General features: G+C 36.8%; 15 protein-coding genes. 11 read left to right on the forward strand and 4 right to left on the reverse strand.

Annotated features, from left to right (window positions below; translation table 11 throughout):
- Positions 1-96 precede the first annotated feature (96 nt).
- Positions 97-645 carry a peroxiredoxin gene (locus ACST14_RS01755; protein WP_459459944.1) on the forward strand — a complete coding sequence of 183 codons (549 nt, stop codon included), beginning with the start codon at positions 97-99 and terminating at the stop codon, positions 643-645.
- Positions 646-692: 47 nt separating this feature from the next.
- Positions 693-1,265 (forward strand): carboxymuconolactone decarboxylase family protein, encoded by a 573-nt coding sequence (locus ACST14_RS01760; protein WP_459459946.1) that lies wholly within the window; start codon positions 693-695, stop codon positions 1,263-1,265.
- 47 nt (positions 1,266-1,312) lie between these two features.
- Here the strand turns inward: ACST14_RS01760 and ACST14_RS01765 are convergent, their stop codons facing one another.
- Both ACST14_RS01765 and rpe read right to left on the reverse strand, forming a co-directional pair.
- Complete coding sequence (locus ACST14_RS01765; RefSeq protein WP_459459948.1) at positions 1,313-3,334, reverse strand: OmpA family protein; 2,022 nt, start codon at positions 3,332-3,334, stop codon at positions 1,313-1,315.
- 4 nt (positions 3,335-3,338) lie between these two features.
- Positions 3,339-4,001 carry a ribulose-phosphate 3-epimerase gene (rpe, locus tag ACST14_RS01770; protein ID WP_459459950.1) on the reverse strand — a complete coding sequence of 221 codons (663 nt, stop codon included), beginning with the start codon at positions 3,999-4,001 and terminating at the stop codon, positions 3,339-3,341.
- A 74-nt stretch (positions 4,002-4,075) separates the two neighbouring features.
- Here rpe and ligA point away from each other — a divergent pair, with 74 nt between their 5' ends.
- The 4 genes from ligA to ACST14_RS01790 are packed head-to-tail and all read left to right on the forward strand — an operon-like array spanning position 4,076 to position 7,697.
- Positions 4,076-6,073, forward strand: coding sequence for an NAD-dependent DNA ligase LigA (ligA, locus tag ACST14_RS01775; RefSeq protein WP_459459952.1), 1,998 nt, complete (start codon positions 4,076-4,078; stop codon positions 6,071-6,073).
- 3 nt (positions 6,074-6,076) lie between these two features.
- Positions 6,077-6,970, forward strand: a complete 894-nt coding sequence (dapA, locus tag ACST14_RS01780) for a 4-hydroxy-tetrahydrodipicolinate synthase (protein ID WP_459459954.1) — start codon at positions 6,077-6,079, stop codon at positions 6,968-6,970.
- Between the two features lie 3 nt (positions 6,971-6,973).
- The gene (locus tag ACST14_RS01785; RefSeq protein WP_459459956.1) at positions 6,974-7,276 is read left to right on the forward strand and encodes a Dabb family protein; all 303 of its coding nucleotides are present in this window, start codon (positions 6,974-6,976) and stop codon (positions 7,274-7,276) included.
- The gene (locus tag ACST14_RS01790) at positions 7,257-7,697 is read left to right on the forward strand and encodes a heavy metal-binding domain-containing protein (protein WP_459459958.1); all 441 of its coding nucleotides are present in this window, start codon (positions 7,257-7,259) and stop codon (positions 7,695-7,697) included. The genes ACST14_RS01785 and ACST14_RS01790 overlap by 20 nt, the downstream gene beginning before the upstream one ends.
- Here the strand turns inward: ACST14_RS01790 and ACST14_RS01795 are convergent.
- Positions 7,663-9,045, reverse strand: a complete 1,383-nt coding sequence (locus ACST14_RS01795) for an alpha-L-fucosidase (RefSeq protein WP_459459960.1) — start codon at positions 9,043-9,045, stop codon at positions 7,663-7,665. The two genes, ACST14_RS01790 and ACST14_RS01795, sit on opposite strands and share 35 nt — an antisense overlap.
- Positions 9,045-11,489, reverse strand: coding sequence for a M14 family zinc carboxypeptidase (locus tag ACST14_RS01800; RefSeq protein WP_459459962.1), 2,445 nt, complete (start codon positions 11,487-11,489; stop codon positions 9,045-9,047). The genes ACST14_RS01795 and ACST14_RS01800 overlap by 1 nt, the downstream gene beginning before the upstream one ends.
- Before the next feature lie 82 nt (positions 11,490-11,571).
- Here ACST14_RS01800 and fucP point away from each other — a divergent pair, with 82 nt between their 5' ends.
- The 5 genes from fucP (at position 11,572) to ACST14_RS01825 (ending at position 16,417) form a co-directional block, all read left to right on the forward strand.
- Positions 11,572-12,897 carry an L-fucose:H+ symporter permease gene (gene fucP, locus ACST14_RS01805; protein WP_459459964.1) on the forward strand — a complete coding sequence of 442 codons (1,326 nt, stop codon included), beginning with the start codon at positions 11,572-11,574 and terminating at the stop codon, positions 12,895-12,897.
- On the forward strand, positions 12,897-13,232 hold the full coding sequence (locus tag ACST14_RS01810; RefSeq protein ID WP_459459966.1) for an L-rhamnose mutarotase: 336 nt from the start codon (positions 12,897-12,899) through the stop codon (positions 13,230-13,232). The genes fucP and ACST14_RS01810 overlap by 1 nt, the downstream gene beginning before the upstream one ends.
- Positions 13,229-14,878 carry a UxaA family hydrolase gene (locus ACST14_RS01815; protein ID WP_459459968.1) on the forward strand — a complete coding sequence of 550 codons (1,650 nt, stop codon included), beginning with the start codon at positions 13,229-13,231 and terminating at the stop codon, positions 14,876-14,878. Before ACST14_RS01810 ends, ACST14_RS01815 begins: the two co-directional genes overlap by 4 nt.
- Before the next feature lie 119 nt (positions 14,879-14,997).
- A complete protein-coding gene (locus ACST14_RS01820) occupies positions 14,998-15,738 on the forward strand; it encodes an SDR family NAD(P)-dependent oxidoreductase (protein WP_459459970.1) in 741 nt (246 codons plus the stop codon).
- Positions 15,739-15,742: 4 nt separating this feature from the next.
- Positions 15,743-16,417 (forward strand): SGNH/GDSL hydrolase family protein, encoded by a 675-nt coding sequence (locus ACST14_RS01825; protein WP_459459972.1) that lies wholly within the window; start codon positions 15,743-15,745, stop codon positions 16,415-16,417.
- Position 16,418: the final 1 nt, after the last annotated feature.

A 16,418-nucleotide genomic window follows, 5' to 3' on the forward strand; every position in this document is an offset into this window, starting at 1 on the left:
AAGCTATACAAATATAGATAATATAGATTTGACTAATAACATTAATCGTATGATCTTTGTATCACTATTAAAAAGAAATATAAATAAACAAATAAAATGGCAAATCACATGTTAGGATTAGGAAGTCAATTTCCCACATTTTCAAAAACAGCAGTTGTTTCTTTAGAGCAAGGAAAAGAATTTGCTACAATTACTTCAGAGGATCACAAGAAAGACGGCAAATGGTTAGTTATGTTCTGGTGGCCAAAAGATTTTACTTTTGTTTGCCCTACAGAAATTGCAGAATTCAATCGTCGCGCTACTGATTTTTCTGATCGTGATGCAGTTTTAATCGGGGCTAGTACGGATTCAGAATTCGTTCACGCAGCGTGGAGAAGAGATCACGACGATTTACGTGGTTTGAAATTCCCGATGTTAGCTGATACGTCTAAAAGCTTAGCTGAAGACTTAGGTATCTTATTAGAAGGTGAAAAAGTGGCTTACCGTGTTACTTATATCGCTGATCAAGAAGGTATCGTTCGTTGGGTATGCGCAAATGATCTTTCAGTAGGACGTAATGTAGACGAGGTTTTACGTGTATTAGACGCTTTACAAACAGATGAGCTTTGCCCATGTAATTGGAAAAAAGGCGACGCTACATTATAATTATTCTTTAGCCCCAGTTAAACCTGGGGCTTTTAAAATCAACAATCATGAGTGAGACTAAAGACAACTTATTAGCAGAGATAAATATCCCTGCTACAGAATCGTTTGCCCTTTTAGATAAATTAGATGCTGCGGATCACCGCTATATAAAAGATCTAAAAATAAATGTTTCGAATGCGTTGCGCGCTCAAACATTAACAGAAAAGGAGGCTTTGTTATTAGCTTTAGCTGTTTCAGTTAATCAAAAGCATACTAGAACCATTGATTCTTTAACTGAATTAGCGCTTACTAAAGAAGCTACTGAAGCAGAAATCAATGAAATCCATGCTTTGGTTTCGCTACTTAACGCGAATAATATCTTCTACCGTTTTAAGCACTTCGTAGATAAGGAATATTATAATACAGCTCCTGCCGGCATACGTATGTCGATCATGATGAATCCTGTATTAGGAAAAGAGTTCTTTGAATTAGCTAGCTTAACTGTATCGGCTATAAACGGTTGTGAAATGTGTGTAACTTCACATGAACAGTCTGTAAAAAATCACGGAGCTACAGAAGCTCGTATTTTAGATGCTGTTCGATTAACGTCGATCATCAAGAGTTTAATCGTTCTATTATAATTTTAAGGTTGAGTTTGAGAAAGGAGGGGAGAGATTCCCTCTTTTTTTTATTCAATTGGGATGAGCGTAAATTCCACCCGCCTGTTATTTCTTCGAGTTTCTTCTAATAAATTATTTGCCAAAGGTTTAGAACCGCCCCATCCTTTAGTTTGAATACGAATAGGATCTACCCCTTTTGAAATTAAATAGGCCTTCACATTCTCTATCCGCTCTAAAGATAGTTTCAAATTATCATTCCAATCCCCTTGATTATCTGTGTGCCCTTCTAAGAGTAATTTATATTGGTCGTTTTCTGCAAGGATCAAAACCACTTTTTCTAATTCAGCTTCGAAACCAGGCTTTAAATCTGCTTTACCTTGATCGAAACTTACATTAGACAGAGCATAGGCCTTGCTTTTTTCGACTGTTTGAAGAAAGAAATTTCGATTAATAAGAGTGAAGTTAGTAGAGGTTATAAAATCAAAATTCTCAATCTTAGAAAAATAACTAGATTTTTTTATCTGAACACTAAAAGGCTTTTTGGCAGGCCACATAAAGCTATAATCACCTATATAGGGATCGTAATCGATGGAAAGTGTATCGAGGGGATTTGATTTTGACTTAATCAAAATGCGAGCAGACATTTGTTCCTTTGTTTTTTGATTAATTACTTGGCCTGTCATTTGAATTAGAGTGAGAGGTTTCGCCTTCTCAGGAATCTTAATTCGAAAAATATCTTCTGCACCTACTGAATTTTCCGTTGAACTAAAATAGGCGTAATCACCTTTTGCAGAAACGGAAAAATAACCATCCCACTGCGGTGTATTTACTATAGGTCCCAAGTTTTCTGGTAATGTCCAATTTTGCCATGTATCATCTAAGCGGCGAGATAAAAAGATATCATTATTTCCATACCCCACATGGCCACTAGACGAAAAATACATAGTAATTCCATCTGGTGCTATGAAAGGTGTAGATTCAGCTTCACCCGTATTGACCGCAGGTCCAATATTTTTAGGCTCCGACCAGGTATCATCTGTGTTTAGAAAAGATACATAAATATCTTTTCCACCATAGGAATCCTTGGTTTCAGTGGTCATCAATAGCACCTTACCGTTAGGAGCTAAGGTGTATTCTGAAAATTCTGATTTATTTCTAAAGTTGACAATTTTCAAGGCTTTGGGAAAACTCCATTCCCCAGTCCTTAAAAGAAATGAAAAGGATACGCCTTTTTCCATCGTACCATCTTTCCCATAAATATTATTTAATAATAATGTTTTACCAGTAGGTGTGATACCACATACGGCATTATTCTCTTCATTATTGATGGGTGCTGGGAAAAGAGTCGCTTTAGACCATGTTCTATCTGGCAGCCAATTAGAAACCCAAATATCCTGATTTTTATTAGTACCTAGGTTATCAGGATGCTTCCAACGAGTAAAGTAGAGTTTTTGGCCATCAGGACTAACCACAGGACAAATTTCATTGAATTTTGAGTTTATGGCGTTTCCTAGATTCTCTCTCGCTAGGTAAGCGTTCGCATCGGATGTTAGTTTTAAAGAAGATTCAATTGATTCATCCCCGTCTGAAATACCGATAGCATCGATTTGGGAAAAACCTTTAACTCGCAAGGAATTAAAGGAGATTTTTAAACCTTTTAATTTAAAAGATGTTTTTACGGGTAGGCGAATGCTAGTAACCTGTGAGCTAGATGTTGGATAACCTGGAGAAAATGTTTTTAGTGGGTAAATTTTATTATTTTGATCCAAACCCTCTACAGAGGTAATACTTCCGGCTCCGTAATTTTCAAATATGGCTATTTGCTTTACGCTCATAGTTGTATCAAATCCTACTAGTAGATATTCACCCTCCGGACTATCAGGCGTCATACTTTGCCAAGCACTCGGTGTAATAGACATCTTAGGGTATTTAGATGGTCGTCCAAGGGCATGTAAAGCTCTGAATTCTTTACCTAATAAAGCATCCTTATATTCACTAGAAACAGAAATTACTTGAGAAGCCCATTTAACTTTTTGAGCGAAATTAGAAAAGGATAAAAAAATCAACAAGAGGCAGATTCTTATACCCATTGAATTAATTCGCTACAGATAATAGTTCGGCAATGGTGGCTTTAGGGTCTGAAGAAGCAAATACAAAACTACCTGCGACTAATACATTAGCTCCAGCCTGATATAAGGCCTTCGCATTTGCCATGGTAACACCACCATCTATTTCAATTTTCAACTTCGTATTACCCGCTTCAGAAGCCATCTCAGTTAAACGTTTTGTTTTTTCGATAGCGTTAGGTATAAATTTTTGACCTCCAAAACCCGGATTAACTGACATTAATAAGGCTAAATCTAAATCAGCAATAAATTCGCGATAAACACTTACGGGCGTGCCAGGATTAATTGCCACACCAGCTAAGCAACCAGCATCTTTTATTTGTTGAATCGTACGGTGAATGTGTGGACAAGCCTCAAAATGAACAGTAATTACTTTAGCTCCTGCTTGCGCAAAGGTAGCAATATACTGCTCAGGCTTCTCAATCATTAAATGAACATCTAAAACCTTAGTAGCTACTTTATTTATTGCTTCTAGGACAGGAAATCCGAATGAAATATTAGGAACAAAAACACCATCCATCACGTCTATGTGAATCCAATCGGCAGATGATTCATTTAACATTTGGACTTCTGAACCTATGTTCAAAAAATTACATGCTAAAACCGATGGGGCGATAATCAAATTTTTCATGTCACAAAGGTATAAAATATTCCTAAACCTTGTTTCTTGCTTGATTCCAAATGAATTAAGTTTTAATTTCGATTATGGATATTAATCAGCAGATGAATGAACTTATTGAGAAGATTAATCTTTACAATGAGTCGTATTATCAGAATAGTGAAAGCATCATTTCGGATCAAGAATTCGATCTGTTGCTAGCTGAATTAATCAAATTAGAGCAGGAAAATCCCCTTTTTGCTCGTTCTGATAGTCCTACTCAAAAAGTAGGTGGTACTATTACAAAAGTATTCAAATCAGTTACGCATCAATTTCCGATGTTGTCCTTAGGGAATACGTATAATGAAAGTGATTTACGGGATTTTGATGAAAGGGTAAATAAAGGTTTAGAAGGGGAGTCGTTTGAATATGTTTGTGAGTTAAAATTTGATGGGGTGGCCTTGTCCTTTTGGTATACGAATGGCGTACTACAAAAGGGGGTAACCAGAGGTGATGGCTCTAGGGGAGATGACATAACTGCCAATGTTAAGACTATTAAAAGCCTCCCTATTCGTGTAAATTCTGCCCTTTTGCCATCCACATACGAAATAAGAGGAGAAGGATATATGCCCATTACGTCCTTTGATCGAATTAATTCAGAGAAGATTGCCAAAGGTGATCAAGCATTAGCTAATCCTCGAAACGCAGCTTCAGGCACCTTTAAAATGCAAGATTCTGCTGAAGTAGCAAGAAGAGAAATGGAATGTTTTATCTATGCTTATTTAGGCAATGAAAATCCATTTAACAGTCATTCGGAGGCATTAGAACATTTGAAATCCGTCGGATTTAGTGTTTCTCCTACTTATCGCGTTTGTGCTACGATAAAGGATGTAATGACCTATATTGAAGATTGGGCTGATAAAAGAAACGAATTACCCTTGAATACGGATGGGATTGTTATAAAAGTCAATGATTTTGGGCAACAAGAACGTTTAGGTTATACGGCCAAATCTCCTCGCTGGGCTATTGCGTTCAAATATCCATCTGAAATAGCGCGCACTAAAATTTCAACTATTTCGTATCAGGTAGGAAGAACAGGAAACGTTACTCCTGTAGCTAATTTAGAACCTGTTTACCTAGCTGGAACTGTTATCAAGCGCGCTTCCATTCATAATGCCAATGAAATGGAACGACTAGACCTGCGAGAAGGGGATACTGTTTTTATTGAAAAGGGGGGTGAAATTATTCCTAAAATTACCGGTGTTGATTTATCAGCTAGAAAAGAGGGGGATGCATTTGTATTTCCAGATCAATGCCCATCCTGTGCTACCGAATTAATACGCTCTGAAGGCGAAGCAAATCATTATTGTCCTAATGACACCGGTTGTCCGCCGCAAATAAAAGGTAAAATAGAGCATTTTATTGCACGTAAGGCATTGAATATAGAAAACTTAGGTACAGAAACAGTTGATCTATTATTTGAAAAAGGAATTGTCAGAAATGTGGCAGATATATATGATTTACTTCCAGAGAATTTTACAGGCCTAGAAGGATTTCAAACAAAATCAATTCAAAACATTCTTTTTAGTGTAGAAAAATCGAAAGAAATCCCTTTCCGTCAAGTATTATTCGGACTAGGAATTAGACATGTAGGAGCGACCATTGCGGAAAAACTTGTAGTACATTTTCATTCAGTAGATAATCTTGTAAAAGCTAATTTAGAAGAATTAGTGGCTATCCCTGAAATAGGGGAAAGGATTGCTATAAGCATTCTTGACTATTTTTCAAAAACAGAAAATCAGTTAATTATCGATCGTTTAAAAAGCGCTGGGGTTCAATTTTCAGAAGAGATAAGCGAAATTGTTTTAGAAACATCGGCTTTAGAAGGTAAAAGTTTTGTAATTTCGGGTGTATTTGAACATTTCGAACGAGATGAGTTAAAGGCTAAAATCATTGCTAACGGCGGGAAAGTCGTTTCTAGTATTTCTGCCAAATTAGATTACTTAGTTGCCGGCTCTAATATGGGACCTGCAAAACTTGAAAAAGCCAGTTCATTATCCATACCAATTATTTCTGAGGACGAGTTTATAGCACTCCTTTCTTAAATTATGCAATCATTACCTAAATTTCACGGCGTTGCCCCCGCTTTAGTTACTCCCATGAACGATGAACGTTCTATTAATTGGAATGGCTTAAAGAAACTTATACAACACGTGAGTGATGGTGGTGTCGATTATTTAGTTGTTCAAGGAACAACTGGAGAGTCTGCAACGACAACATCGGATGAGAAGAAGCAAATCGTAGCTACTATTCAAGAAGCTAACTCAAAAAAATTACCGATCGTTTACGGATTAGGAGGAAATAATACAGAATCTCTTATAAATCAGATCAAAAGCACTTCATTTGAAGGAATTGATGCCATTTTATCCGTTTGTCCTTATTATAATAAACCGAGTGCTAGAGGTGTAATTGCGCATTATGAAGCAATTGCAGATGTCTGCCCAGTTCCTGTAATTATGTATAATATTCCAGGAAGAACCGGAATAAATATGTCAGCTCAAACGGTATTAAAATTAGCTGAACATAAAAATATCATTGGTATTAAAGAAGCATCTTGCATTATTGAGCAGTGCATGGAAATTGCCTATCATAAACCAACAGACTTTTTATTAATCTCTGGGGATGATGTGCAAGCAGTACCCATTATTTCCATAGGTGGAGTAGGTGTGATGTCAGTGATTGCCAATGCATTCCCTCATCAATTCACCTCTATGATTCACCTGGCTCTGGCTGGAGACTTTAAAGCAGCGTCTAAAGAATTGGGGAAATTCTTAACGATTGATCCTTATTTGTATGAAGAGGGAAATCCGGTAGGAGTAAAAAAGTTATTAGAGAACCAGGGATTGTTTAGTGCTCAGGTGCGTATGCCATTAGCTAGTGCATCAGAAGAATTAGGTAAAAAATTAGCTCAAATTAGTTCACAAGAAGGATTAAATAAATAATATATGTTTGTACACATTGTCAATTTTTGGTTAAAAAAAGGTTTAAGCAAAGAAGATATTGCTTTATTCGAAGCAGGAGTTCAATCTTTAGCGGACGTAGAAACAGTTGATGTTTTTAGCGTGGGAAAACCGGCGAATACGGATCGTCCAGTAATCGATCGATCTTACGATTATTGCTTATTAACTACATTTGAAGAGGAAAAAGGTCATGATTATTACCAAACTGCACCAATTCATTTAGAATTCATTAAAAATTGTGCCCACCTTTGGGATAAAGTATTAATCTATGATTCAGAAAGCATGTAAGCTTCTTCTTTTAGTAGGAGTTGTTAGTTGTTCTAAGCACGTTAAGCCTACTTCGTATTATTCGAATGATTTTAAAAATGGGGGTGTAGAGCGCCACGATGGCTTAGGTTTTGAAATACCAGTAAAATACGATATTGATGTAGTGTATTTTAATGATCATCCGAAACAAAGCTATGAAGACATTGAAACCATCAAAATGTCTGGAGAAGTACCCTTAGATGAAAAGCAGACTCAAAATGGTAAAATGCTTTATCGGGGTAATCACCAGGATAAAAAGCAGGAAATCCTAACTCAAATGGTAGAAAAAGCCAAAGAATTAGGAGCATCTGCACTTATAGACGTAAAATATTCAGTTTACAGTACTCAAACGGCAAGTGGCTTTACCTTTACTGGAAAAGCGGTTCGTTACGTGTTGAAATAAACCGATAAGCTTCCACATTAGATATTAATACGGTTCCTCTGGAAGACGTAAATCTAATTTGGAAGCTTTTAAGTTTCCGCTCTTTAAACGTAATCATTCGTTTATGACCTATAGTCCCCGCTTTCATCAATTCTTTAGTACCGGTCTCATCTACTAGCTCTAATTCAAAACTTCCTACGCGCTGTCCAAGTGCAATCGGTTCTTGGAGCATGATAGTGTTAACATTTTGAGGGGTCTTCAATTCAACTTGAATTAAATTATTCTTTTCTGAGGCCTTCCAAAAAGTCGAACTTTTTCCATCAAATAATGGATCATTCGCATTTAGCTTTAAAAGATTCACTAGAGATTTTTCACGAATAGCTGCAAAGCCCATTAGCGAAGCCGAATCATTCTCGTGAATCAATCCACGTGTATCTACCGGAATATTCAATAAAAGATTCGCGTTACGACCCACAGAAGCAGCGTATATCTTCAAAAGCGAATCAGGTGTTTTTACTTTTGAATCTTGCTCAGGATGGTAATACCAACCTGGACGAATGGATACATCTACTTCTGGAGAAACCCAATGTGTTCCGTTTTCCTGTCCATTTCTATAATTGTCAAAATCCGGACATCCCGGATAGATCTTATCTCGTAGAATAGGGCTCCACATCGTATCATATCCATAACCCCTTTCATTACCTACCCAACGAATATCTGGACCAGCATCTGAGAATTGAACTGCATTGGGCTGGTATTTATTCACCATGGAATGGAATAGTGCCCAATCATACACTTGTTTCTTACCATTAGGTCCTTCACCGTTTGCTCCATCGTACCAAAACTCGAAGATAGGACCGTATTTGGTAAGTAATTCCTCCTGCATTTTGGCATACACCTGATTATACTCGTCCGTTCCATAAGCAGGATGAAAACGATCCCAAGGGGATAAATAGATGCCCAGCTTAATACCATATTTTTTACATGCATCAGATAATTCCTTCACCACATCCCCTTTACCATTTTTCCAAGGCGATTTTGCCACGGAATGCGATGTGTATTTAGAAGGGTATAGCGCAAAACCATCGTGGTGCTTTGCTGTCAAAATCAATCCTTTCATACCCGCCTTTTTAGCAATTCTAGCCCACTGATTACAATCCAATGCGCTTGGGTTAAACGATGATGGACTTTCTTTACCTTCACCCCATTCCACATTCGTGAACGTATTCATGTTAAAATGGATAAATCCATAATATTCTAATTTAGACCAAGCTAATTGTTTAGCTGATGGAATAGGGTAGACGGGTTTAATCTTTTGTGCGAAAACAGAAAAACTTAAAAGCAAAAAGAATAGGATGGATTTCTTCATTAGAATTCAGAGTATAAGAAACAGTTTTCAAATAGGATTTGACCTTGATTAGGAATCGCGCGGAATAAGGGGTTAAAACCAAACCAGATGATTTTTCCTTTATCCACTTCTTTTACCCCTAACAGGAGTGAATTTGCTAATTGAGCCTTTTTGTTTGCCCCTACAAAACCCATAATAGTCGGTTTAGACGATGTTTTTAAAATAGGAGTATAATCCTTAGGTAGCTTTACAAAATCGCTTATTTGATTTAAGATATACATCGATGATTCGTCGATTCTGAAGGCCAAAGGATGGGTCTTCTCTACTTCAACTTGCAACATATTCCCTGAAGTCGTATTAGATAATTCTGCCCTTTCGCGCATCGCATAAGTAGAGGTATGTTTAGTGGTATCCTCTTTCACCACTAAATCTTTGTCATCCAAAATTTTACGAGCTCCTTCGAATAAAATCAATTTACCTCCTTTTTTAACCCAGTCTTGTAATAAAATCGAATTCGCATTAGACAATGGAGTATGTTTTCCATCGGTAAAAATAAGGTGGGTATAATTAAATAGATTAGCTTTAAACAGTTGAGTCGATGGAATGAAAGAGGGTTTAAAACCATATTTCACTGTTAAGAAATAGGCTAATTCACCTTGTTGATTCACATCATTTACTAGATCAACTACTACGGCAATTTTAGGTATAAAAATAGGTTTATAGTGGGGAGAGCCTAGATCGTAGCTCGTTTTAGACCGGTAGGAGTCAAGTATAGTAAAACCAATAGTAAGTCCTTTCATGTTTCGTAAAAATACAAGGCGATCTGCGTCATTTACTTTAGCGAATGAAATGATTAATTCACCGGATTGAGCATCTGAACCAGATTGAGCATCTGAAAAAGAAATTAAAGCGCCTCTTTGTATAGCTTCTGTAATTACTTTTTGGGTTAAAGAAGAATTACTTGGTTTTACCACATAGACCAAATGCTTTGTTGTGTCAATAGGTAATAGCTTCTCTCCCTCGTAATTTTTACTGACTGAAAATATGTTTTCATTAACGCCATAAGCTTTTAATCCATTCAATTGAAATATATTCCAGGCTGTTATGTCATACGTCATGGAATCTTCTAAAACAATGGTAGGATCTAATAAAGCTTGTATTAGCGGAGCTGAAGCCTGTTTAGCTGGAATTAGTAACCCCACTAAATCAGTTGAAATAGGAACCTGTTTCATGGCAGCATAATCATAGACTTGAATAGATTTGCTTACTCCCATATTTAATTGAAATTCAATATTATTTCTCTTTAATAATTGGATAAATTCTTGACCCTTCTCTAGCTCTGTTTCCGGCACAAAATAATAAGCAAATTTATTCGTAGGCATTGTCCTAGACTTATCGTGAACGCCGTAAAAAGACGCCTTCAAAGCGTCTGAATTCGCTAAAGACCATTCAACTAAGTTAAGGGCCAAAGCCGTATGATGCTTCACTCGATCCACGAGAGAAATAGTATCACCGTCGCTTTTGGCAGAAATTAATCCCCCTCTAATTCCTCCTTGCTCTAACGTCATCCCTAGGGCTCCATTCAAAACAGGGTAGGTATCTCCATAACCTGGATATAATAAATCATATACCTCTGAGGTGAAATAAGGCCATTTATTATCATCAAATAGCTTCGAAAATGAGCGTCCTACACTCTCTTGTAAATCTTTAGTTGACTTTGCAATAAAATTCAAATAAGGTTTAGCCGCCGGAGGAAAATAATACGAATGTTGGAAACTTTGCTCGTGAAAATCCGCATGCATCATGGGCATCCATGAACGATAAAATTTTAGTCGTTGCTGAGTCTCTTTTTGAGTTTGCCAAACCCAATCACGGTTTAAGTCAAAAGAAAAGTGATTATAACGCCCGGAGGTGATTCCTTCGTAGTGCTCTTGATCGTTTGGATCTGCATTACCTCCTACGATAAAATTACGTCGATTATATTGCGTCACATAGGCATCGCGGCCATCTGGATTAATACATGGATCAATCAGAATCACATAATGGATGGATTTAGTAGGCTTAGAAATCAATTGAAAAAGCGTATTTAGGGCCGCCTCACTTCCAGCTGCTTCATTTCCGTGTACATTAAAGGATAAATTAATAATGACAGGTAAAGAAGGATCCACTTTTCCTCCTTGAATTCTTTTTTGATGATTTGTTTGAACTTGTTCTAGGCTTACACCTACTGGTAGGTTAGCTATAATCATTTGACCTTGTTCACGCCCCTCACTAGTTTGACCATATACTTGCCACGTAGCTAATCCATTACTTTGTGAAGCTAAATAGCGACTATAAGATATGATTTGATGGTGGTAGGTAAATTTTGTACCGATAGGATAGCCCAAAAATTCTTCGGGAGACTTTATCTGTGCGGAAATACTTAGACTAAGTAATAAGAGAACGAAGGCAAGATTATTTTTCATTATGTTAATTTGGTTTGCAATAAAATTAAATAAAAGGCGGTAAATTAAGGAGTGTTTTGACTTTTATATAAAATAATTCAACATGGCATTACCTCTAAACGACCAGAAAACAACCATCAAAAGTTCGGAAACAAGTTCTTATACTATTCCATTTATTTTAGTCACGAGCTTATTTTTTTTATGGGGACTGGCTAATAGTTTAAACGGAACCCTCGTTAAGCAATTTCAAACCGCATTAGACTTACAAAGATGGCAAGCCAATATCGTGGAAACGGCCTTTTATTTTGGCTATTTCGCGATGGCGCTACCAGCTGGTTATGTCATGAAGAAAATGGGGTATAAGGCTGGAATAATGGTGGGTTTAATACTGTATGCTGCAGGCGCTTTTCTTTTTTATCCAGCTGCTGAAGTTAGAGTATATAGTTTCTTCTTAGCAGCGCTATTTTTAATTGCGTCAGGAATTGCCTTCTTAGAAACAGCTGCTAATTTATATGTCACCGTTTTAGGTGACCCGGAGAAAGGTGATTTTCGCCTTAATTTAGCTCAATCCTTCAATGGTATGAGTATTATTTTAGGGCCCATCATTGGAGGTTTATTTATCTTCTCAGAAAAAGAATATTCACGTGAGATGATTCAAGCGTTACCTGCAGTAGAGGCGGAAGCTATTCGCGCTAGTCAAGCGACCTCCGTACAAATGCCCTATTTGATCATTGGAGTGGTGGTAGCTTTGGTAGCCTTATTATTTGTATTTACTAAAATGCCAGAGCTTAAATCTTCTAGTGAATCTACCTCCAAAGTCACCATCGGGTCATTATTAAAAAGAAGACATTTAGTTTTAGGAATCATTGCACAATTTTTAAACTTAGGTGCGCAAGTATCTCTTTGGGGAAATTTTGTAGATCTAAAATTAGACTTAGCTACAAATGATAACCTGTGGATAGTTGAAAAAATATATCAACTAAGTGATACGATGAGTCCAACTCAAATAGCCAGTTATCACGCTTCTTTTGCCTTCATTTTATTCTTGTTGGGCCGCTTTTTAGGAACGTATTTGATGAATAAAATAGCTTCCAATAAAGTTTTAGGTATCTATGCCATTGGTTCTGTCATATCAGTTATCATTGCAATGTTTGGAGGAGGTCTGGCTGCTTTAACTGCTTTAATTGCCGTTTATTTCTTTCAATCTATCATGTTCCCTACTATTTTCGCTTTATCATGTAAAGGATTAGGCGATGGTTCTAAATTAGCCTCTTCCTTACTAATCATGTCCATCGTAGGAGGTGCTGTTATTCCTCCACTTACTGCTTCATTATTTAAAATAAGTACAGTCGCAGCTTTAAGCATTCCTTTACTATGCTTTATCTACATTATTTTTTATGCCTACAAAGGATTTGAAATTAAAGACTAATGCAACGATTTATCTTATTTCTGGACTTGCAGGAAGATCCTGATTTGATTAAGGAGTATGAAAAGATACATGAATCAATTCCTGAAGAGATTCAAAAAAGTATACTTTCCTCTGGCATTGAAACAATGAACTTATTTCGATTTGAGGATCGACTTTGTATGGAAATTTTAGCGAACGATTCATTTAGTTTTGCCCAAAAAGAGGATATGGATGCCAATAATCCTAAAGTTCAAGTTTGGGAGAATCTCATGTCAAAATATCAAAAAATCATACCTGGAACTCCAGAAGGTGTAAAATGGGTACTAGCAAAAAATATATTTAGCCTATCAAAATGAGTCAAACTTTCTTACAAATTAATCCGACTGATAATTTACTAGTAGCCCTTCAAGATCTACCTAAGGGAACAGTTATTAACCACAATGGAGATCAAATTACCTTACAGGATGATATAGCTGCTAAACACAAATTCACGACGGAAGCCATACCAAAGGATGGCAAGGGATTTATGTATGGTGTGTTAGTAGGATTAGCGAGTCAAGACATCCTAAAAGGAGGATTGATTCACACGTTTAATCTTCACCATGCTTCAACAGATTTTCAAGGTAAACAACAAGAATATCATTGGACTGCTCCAGACGTCAGTAAATTTAAAAATAGAACTTTTAACGGCTACCACCGGGCAGATGGTCAAATGGGAACCCAAAACTATTGGTTAGTTATTCCCTTAGTATTCTGTGAGAATAGAAATATAGAATTATTAAAGAATGCCTTCTTAAATGGTTTGGGATTCCAAAAAAAGGACCCCTTTACCCAAAAAGTACAACAATTAGGTGCTCAATTAGCTCAGGGTAAACCTTTAGCCATTGATACAGAATCCACAGCATCCATTCTAGTTCACAAATCATCACAATTCCCTAACGTAGACGGCATTAAGTTTCTAACACACGAAAGTGGCTGCGGAGAAAACAAAGATGATTCCTTAAGTTTATGCTCTTTACTTGCAGGTTATTGTCTAAATCCAAATGTGGGAGGCATAACAGTATTAAGTTTAGGATGTCAGCATTCTCAAATTGACGTATTTAAAGAGAAATTGAAGGAAAAAGATCCAAACTTCTCTAAGCCATTATACATCTTTGAACAACAGCAAGATAATGGAAGTGGGGTAGAGAATATGCTTAATGAGGTCATTCTTCAAACATTCAAAGGTTTAGTTGAAATAAATCAACAAACTCGTCAACCTGCACCCTTATCTGCTTTGCGTTTAGGCGTTAAATGTGGTGGATCAGATGGATTCTCTGGTATATCAGCTAATCCAGCTATTGGACATACAGCAGATTTATTAGTTGGATTAGGTGGAACAGTTATGATTGCTGAATTCCCTGAATTATGCGGTGTAGAGCAAGAATTACAAAATAGGGCCGTAACAAAAGAAATCGCGGATAATTTTGGCTTTTTAATGCGCGAATATGCTAGAAGAGCAGCTTTAGTAGGAGCAGGATTTGATATGAATCCTTCCCCAGGGAATATCAAAGATGGTTTAATTACAGATGCCATAAAATCAGCAGGGGCTGCTAAAAAAGCAGGCTCGTCACCTATAGAGGATGTTTTGGGCTATGGTCAATACGTTACTAAGAAAGGCTTGAATTTAGTTTGTACTCCAGGAAATGATGTATTAGCCACTACTGGTATGGCAGGAGCTGGTGCCACTATTCAACTTTTTACGACAGGATTAGGAACTCCTACTGGAAACCCCATCAGCCCAATGGTTAAATTATCAACTAATACGAAACTGGCAATGAAACTTCCGGAAATCATTGATATCGATTGTGGTCCTATTATTTCAGGAGAAAAAACGGTAGAACAAATGGGAGAGGAAGTATTGGAATACATTATTCAATTAGCCTCTGGAGAAATTAATACGAAAGCGATGGATCTGGGGCAAGATGATTTTATGTTTTGGAGGAGAGGGGTTTCATTATAAAGAATAGAGCATAAAGCACAAAGAATAAAGCAGATTAGAGATTATAGAGTAAAGATATGAATCCTTCGGACTTAATACTGATTACTGACCACTGTCCACTGAAAACTGACAACTGATTTATGTTCAAACTAACCCACAAAAAAGTCCTAATAACTGGCGGATGCTCAGGTATAGGAAAATCTATTGCACTTACCTTTTTAGCGCAAGGGGCAGAGGTCCATGTTATTGACTTAAAGCCATCTGATGAACCTTTACCGTCAGAAATCACATTGCACTTAGCTGATATTACTCAATTAGAAGCTGTAGAAGCCGTTGCCACGAAACTAAAGTCTATAGATATATTAGTGAATAATGCAGGCATTCCACAGATTGGTAATTTAGAAAAAACGAACCCAGAGGACTTTCAACATATTTTTGACGTAAATGTAAAAGGGGCTTATCATTGTATGTATGCTTTTATTCCTTCCATGATTATACAAAAATCAGGAGTGATTTTAAATATGGCATCTGTAGCAGCATCAGTGGGAATTCCGGATCGTTTTGGTTATTCTATGACAAAAGGCGCGATAAAATCTATGACTCAATCAGTAGCTAAAGATTATATTCATTTAGGTATTCGTTGCAATTGTATATCGCCTGGTAGAGTTCATACTCCATTTGTGGATGGTTTTATTGCGAAAAACTATCCAGACCAGCAAAAAGAGATGTTTGAAAAACTTTCTGCCACACAGCCTATCGGACGCATGGCAAAGCCACAAGAAATTGCACATTTAGCCTTATATTTATGTTCCGATGAAGCCGCATTTATCACTGGTTGTGATTATCCAATTGACGGTGGATTTCTTTATTTAAACAATTAAACCTATGAAAAAACAACTGATTTGCCTTTTATTGATTTTAGGTACCTCGCTAAGTTCATTTAAGAAGGACGGTCCTAAGCGCATTATTTTCTTTGGAGATTCCATCACACAGGCTGGAGTAAATAAGACAGGGTATATTACCAAAATGACCGAAATGATTGCCGCTCAAGGTCTATCAAACCAATATGAATTAATCGGAGCAGGTATCGGAGGTAATAAAGTATACGATTTATATTTGAGACACGAAGAGGATGTGGTCGCAAAGAATCCCAACCTAGTGATTATTTACATTGGTATTAACGACGTTTGGCACAAAACTAGTTCACGGACTGGTACGGATGCTGACAAGTTTGAGCGCTTCTATACTGCTTTAATTAAGAAGATTCAAAAGGCTAATGCTCAAGTAGTTATATGTACACCTACCGTGATCGGAGAGAAGTTTGATAATTCAAATGAGAACGATGGCGACTTGAATGCCTATGCAGCAATCATAAAGAAAATTGCGAAAGATAATAGCTTGCAATTAATCGATCTTCGTAAAGCATTTATGGATTATGAATCAAAAAATAACATTGAAAACAAAGCTTCAGGTATTTTGACATCTGATCGAGTTCACTTAAATGAAGCGGGTAACCAATTCCTTGCGGACACGATGTGGGATGTTATCAAAAAATTATAAA

The sequence above is a fragment of the Aquirufa sp. A-Brett2-15D genome, from assembly GCF_054558735.1.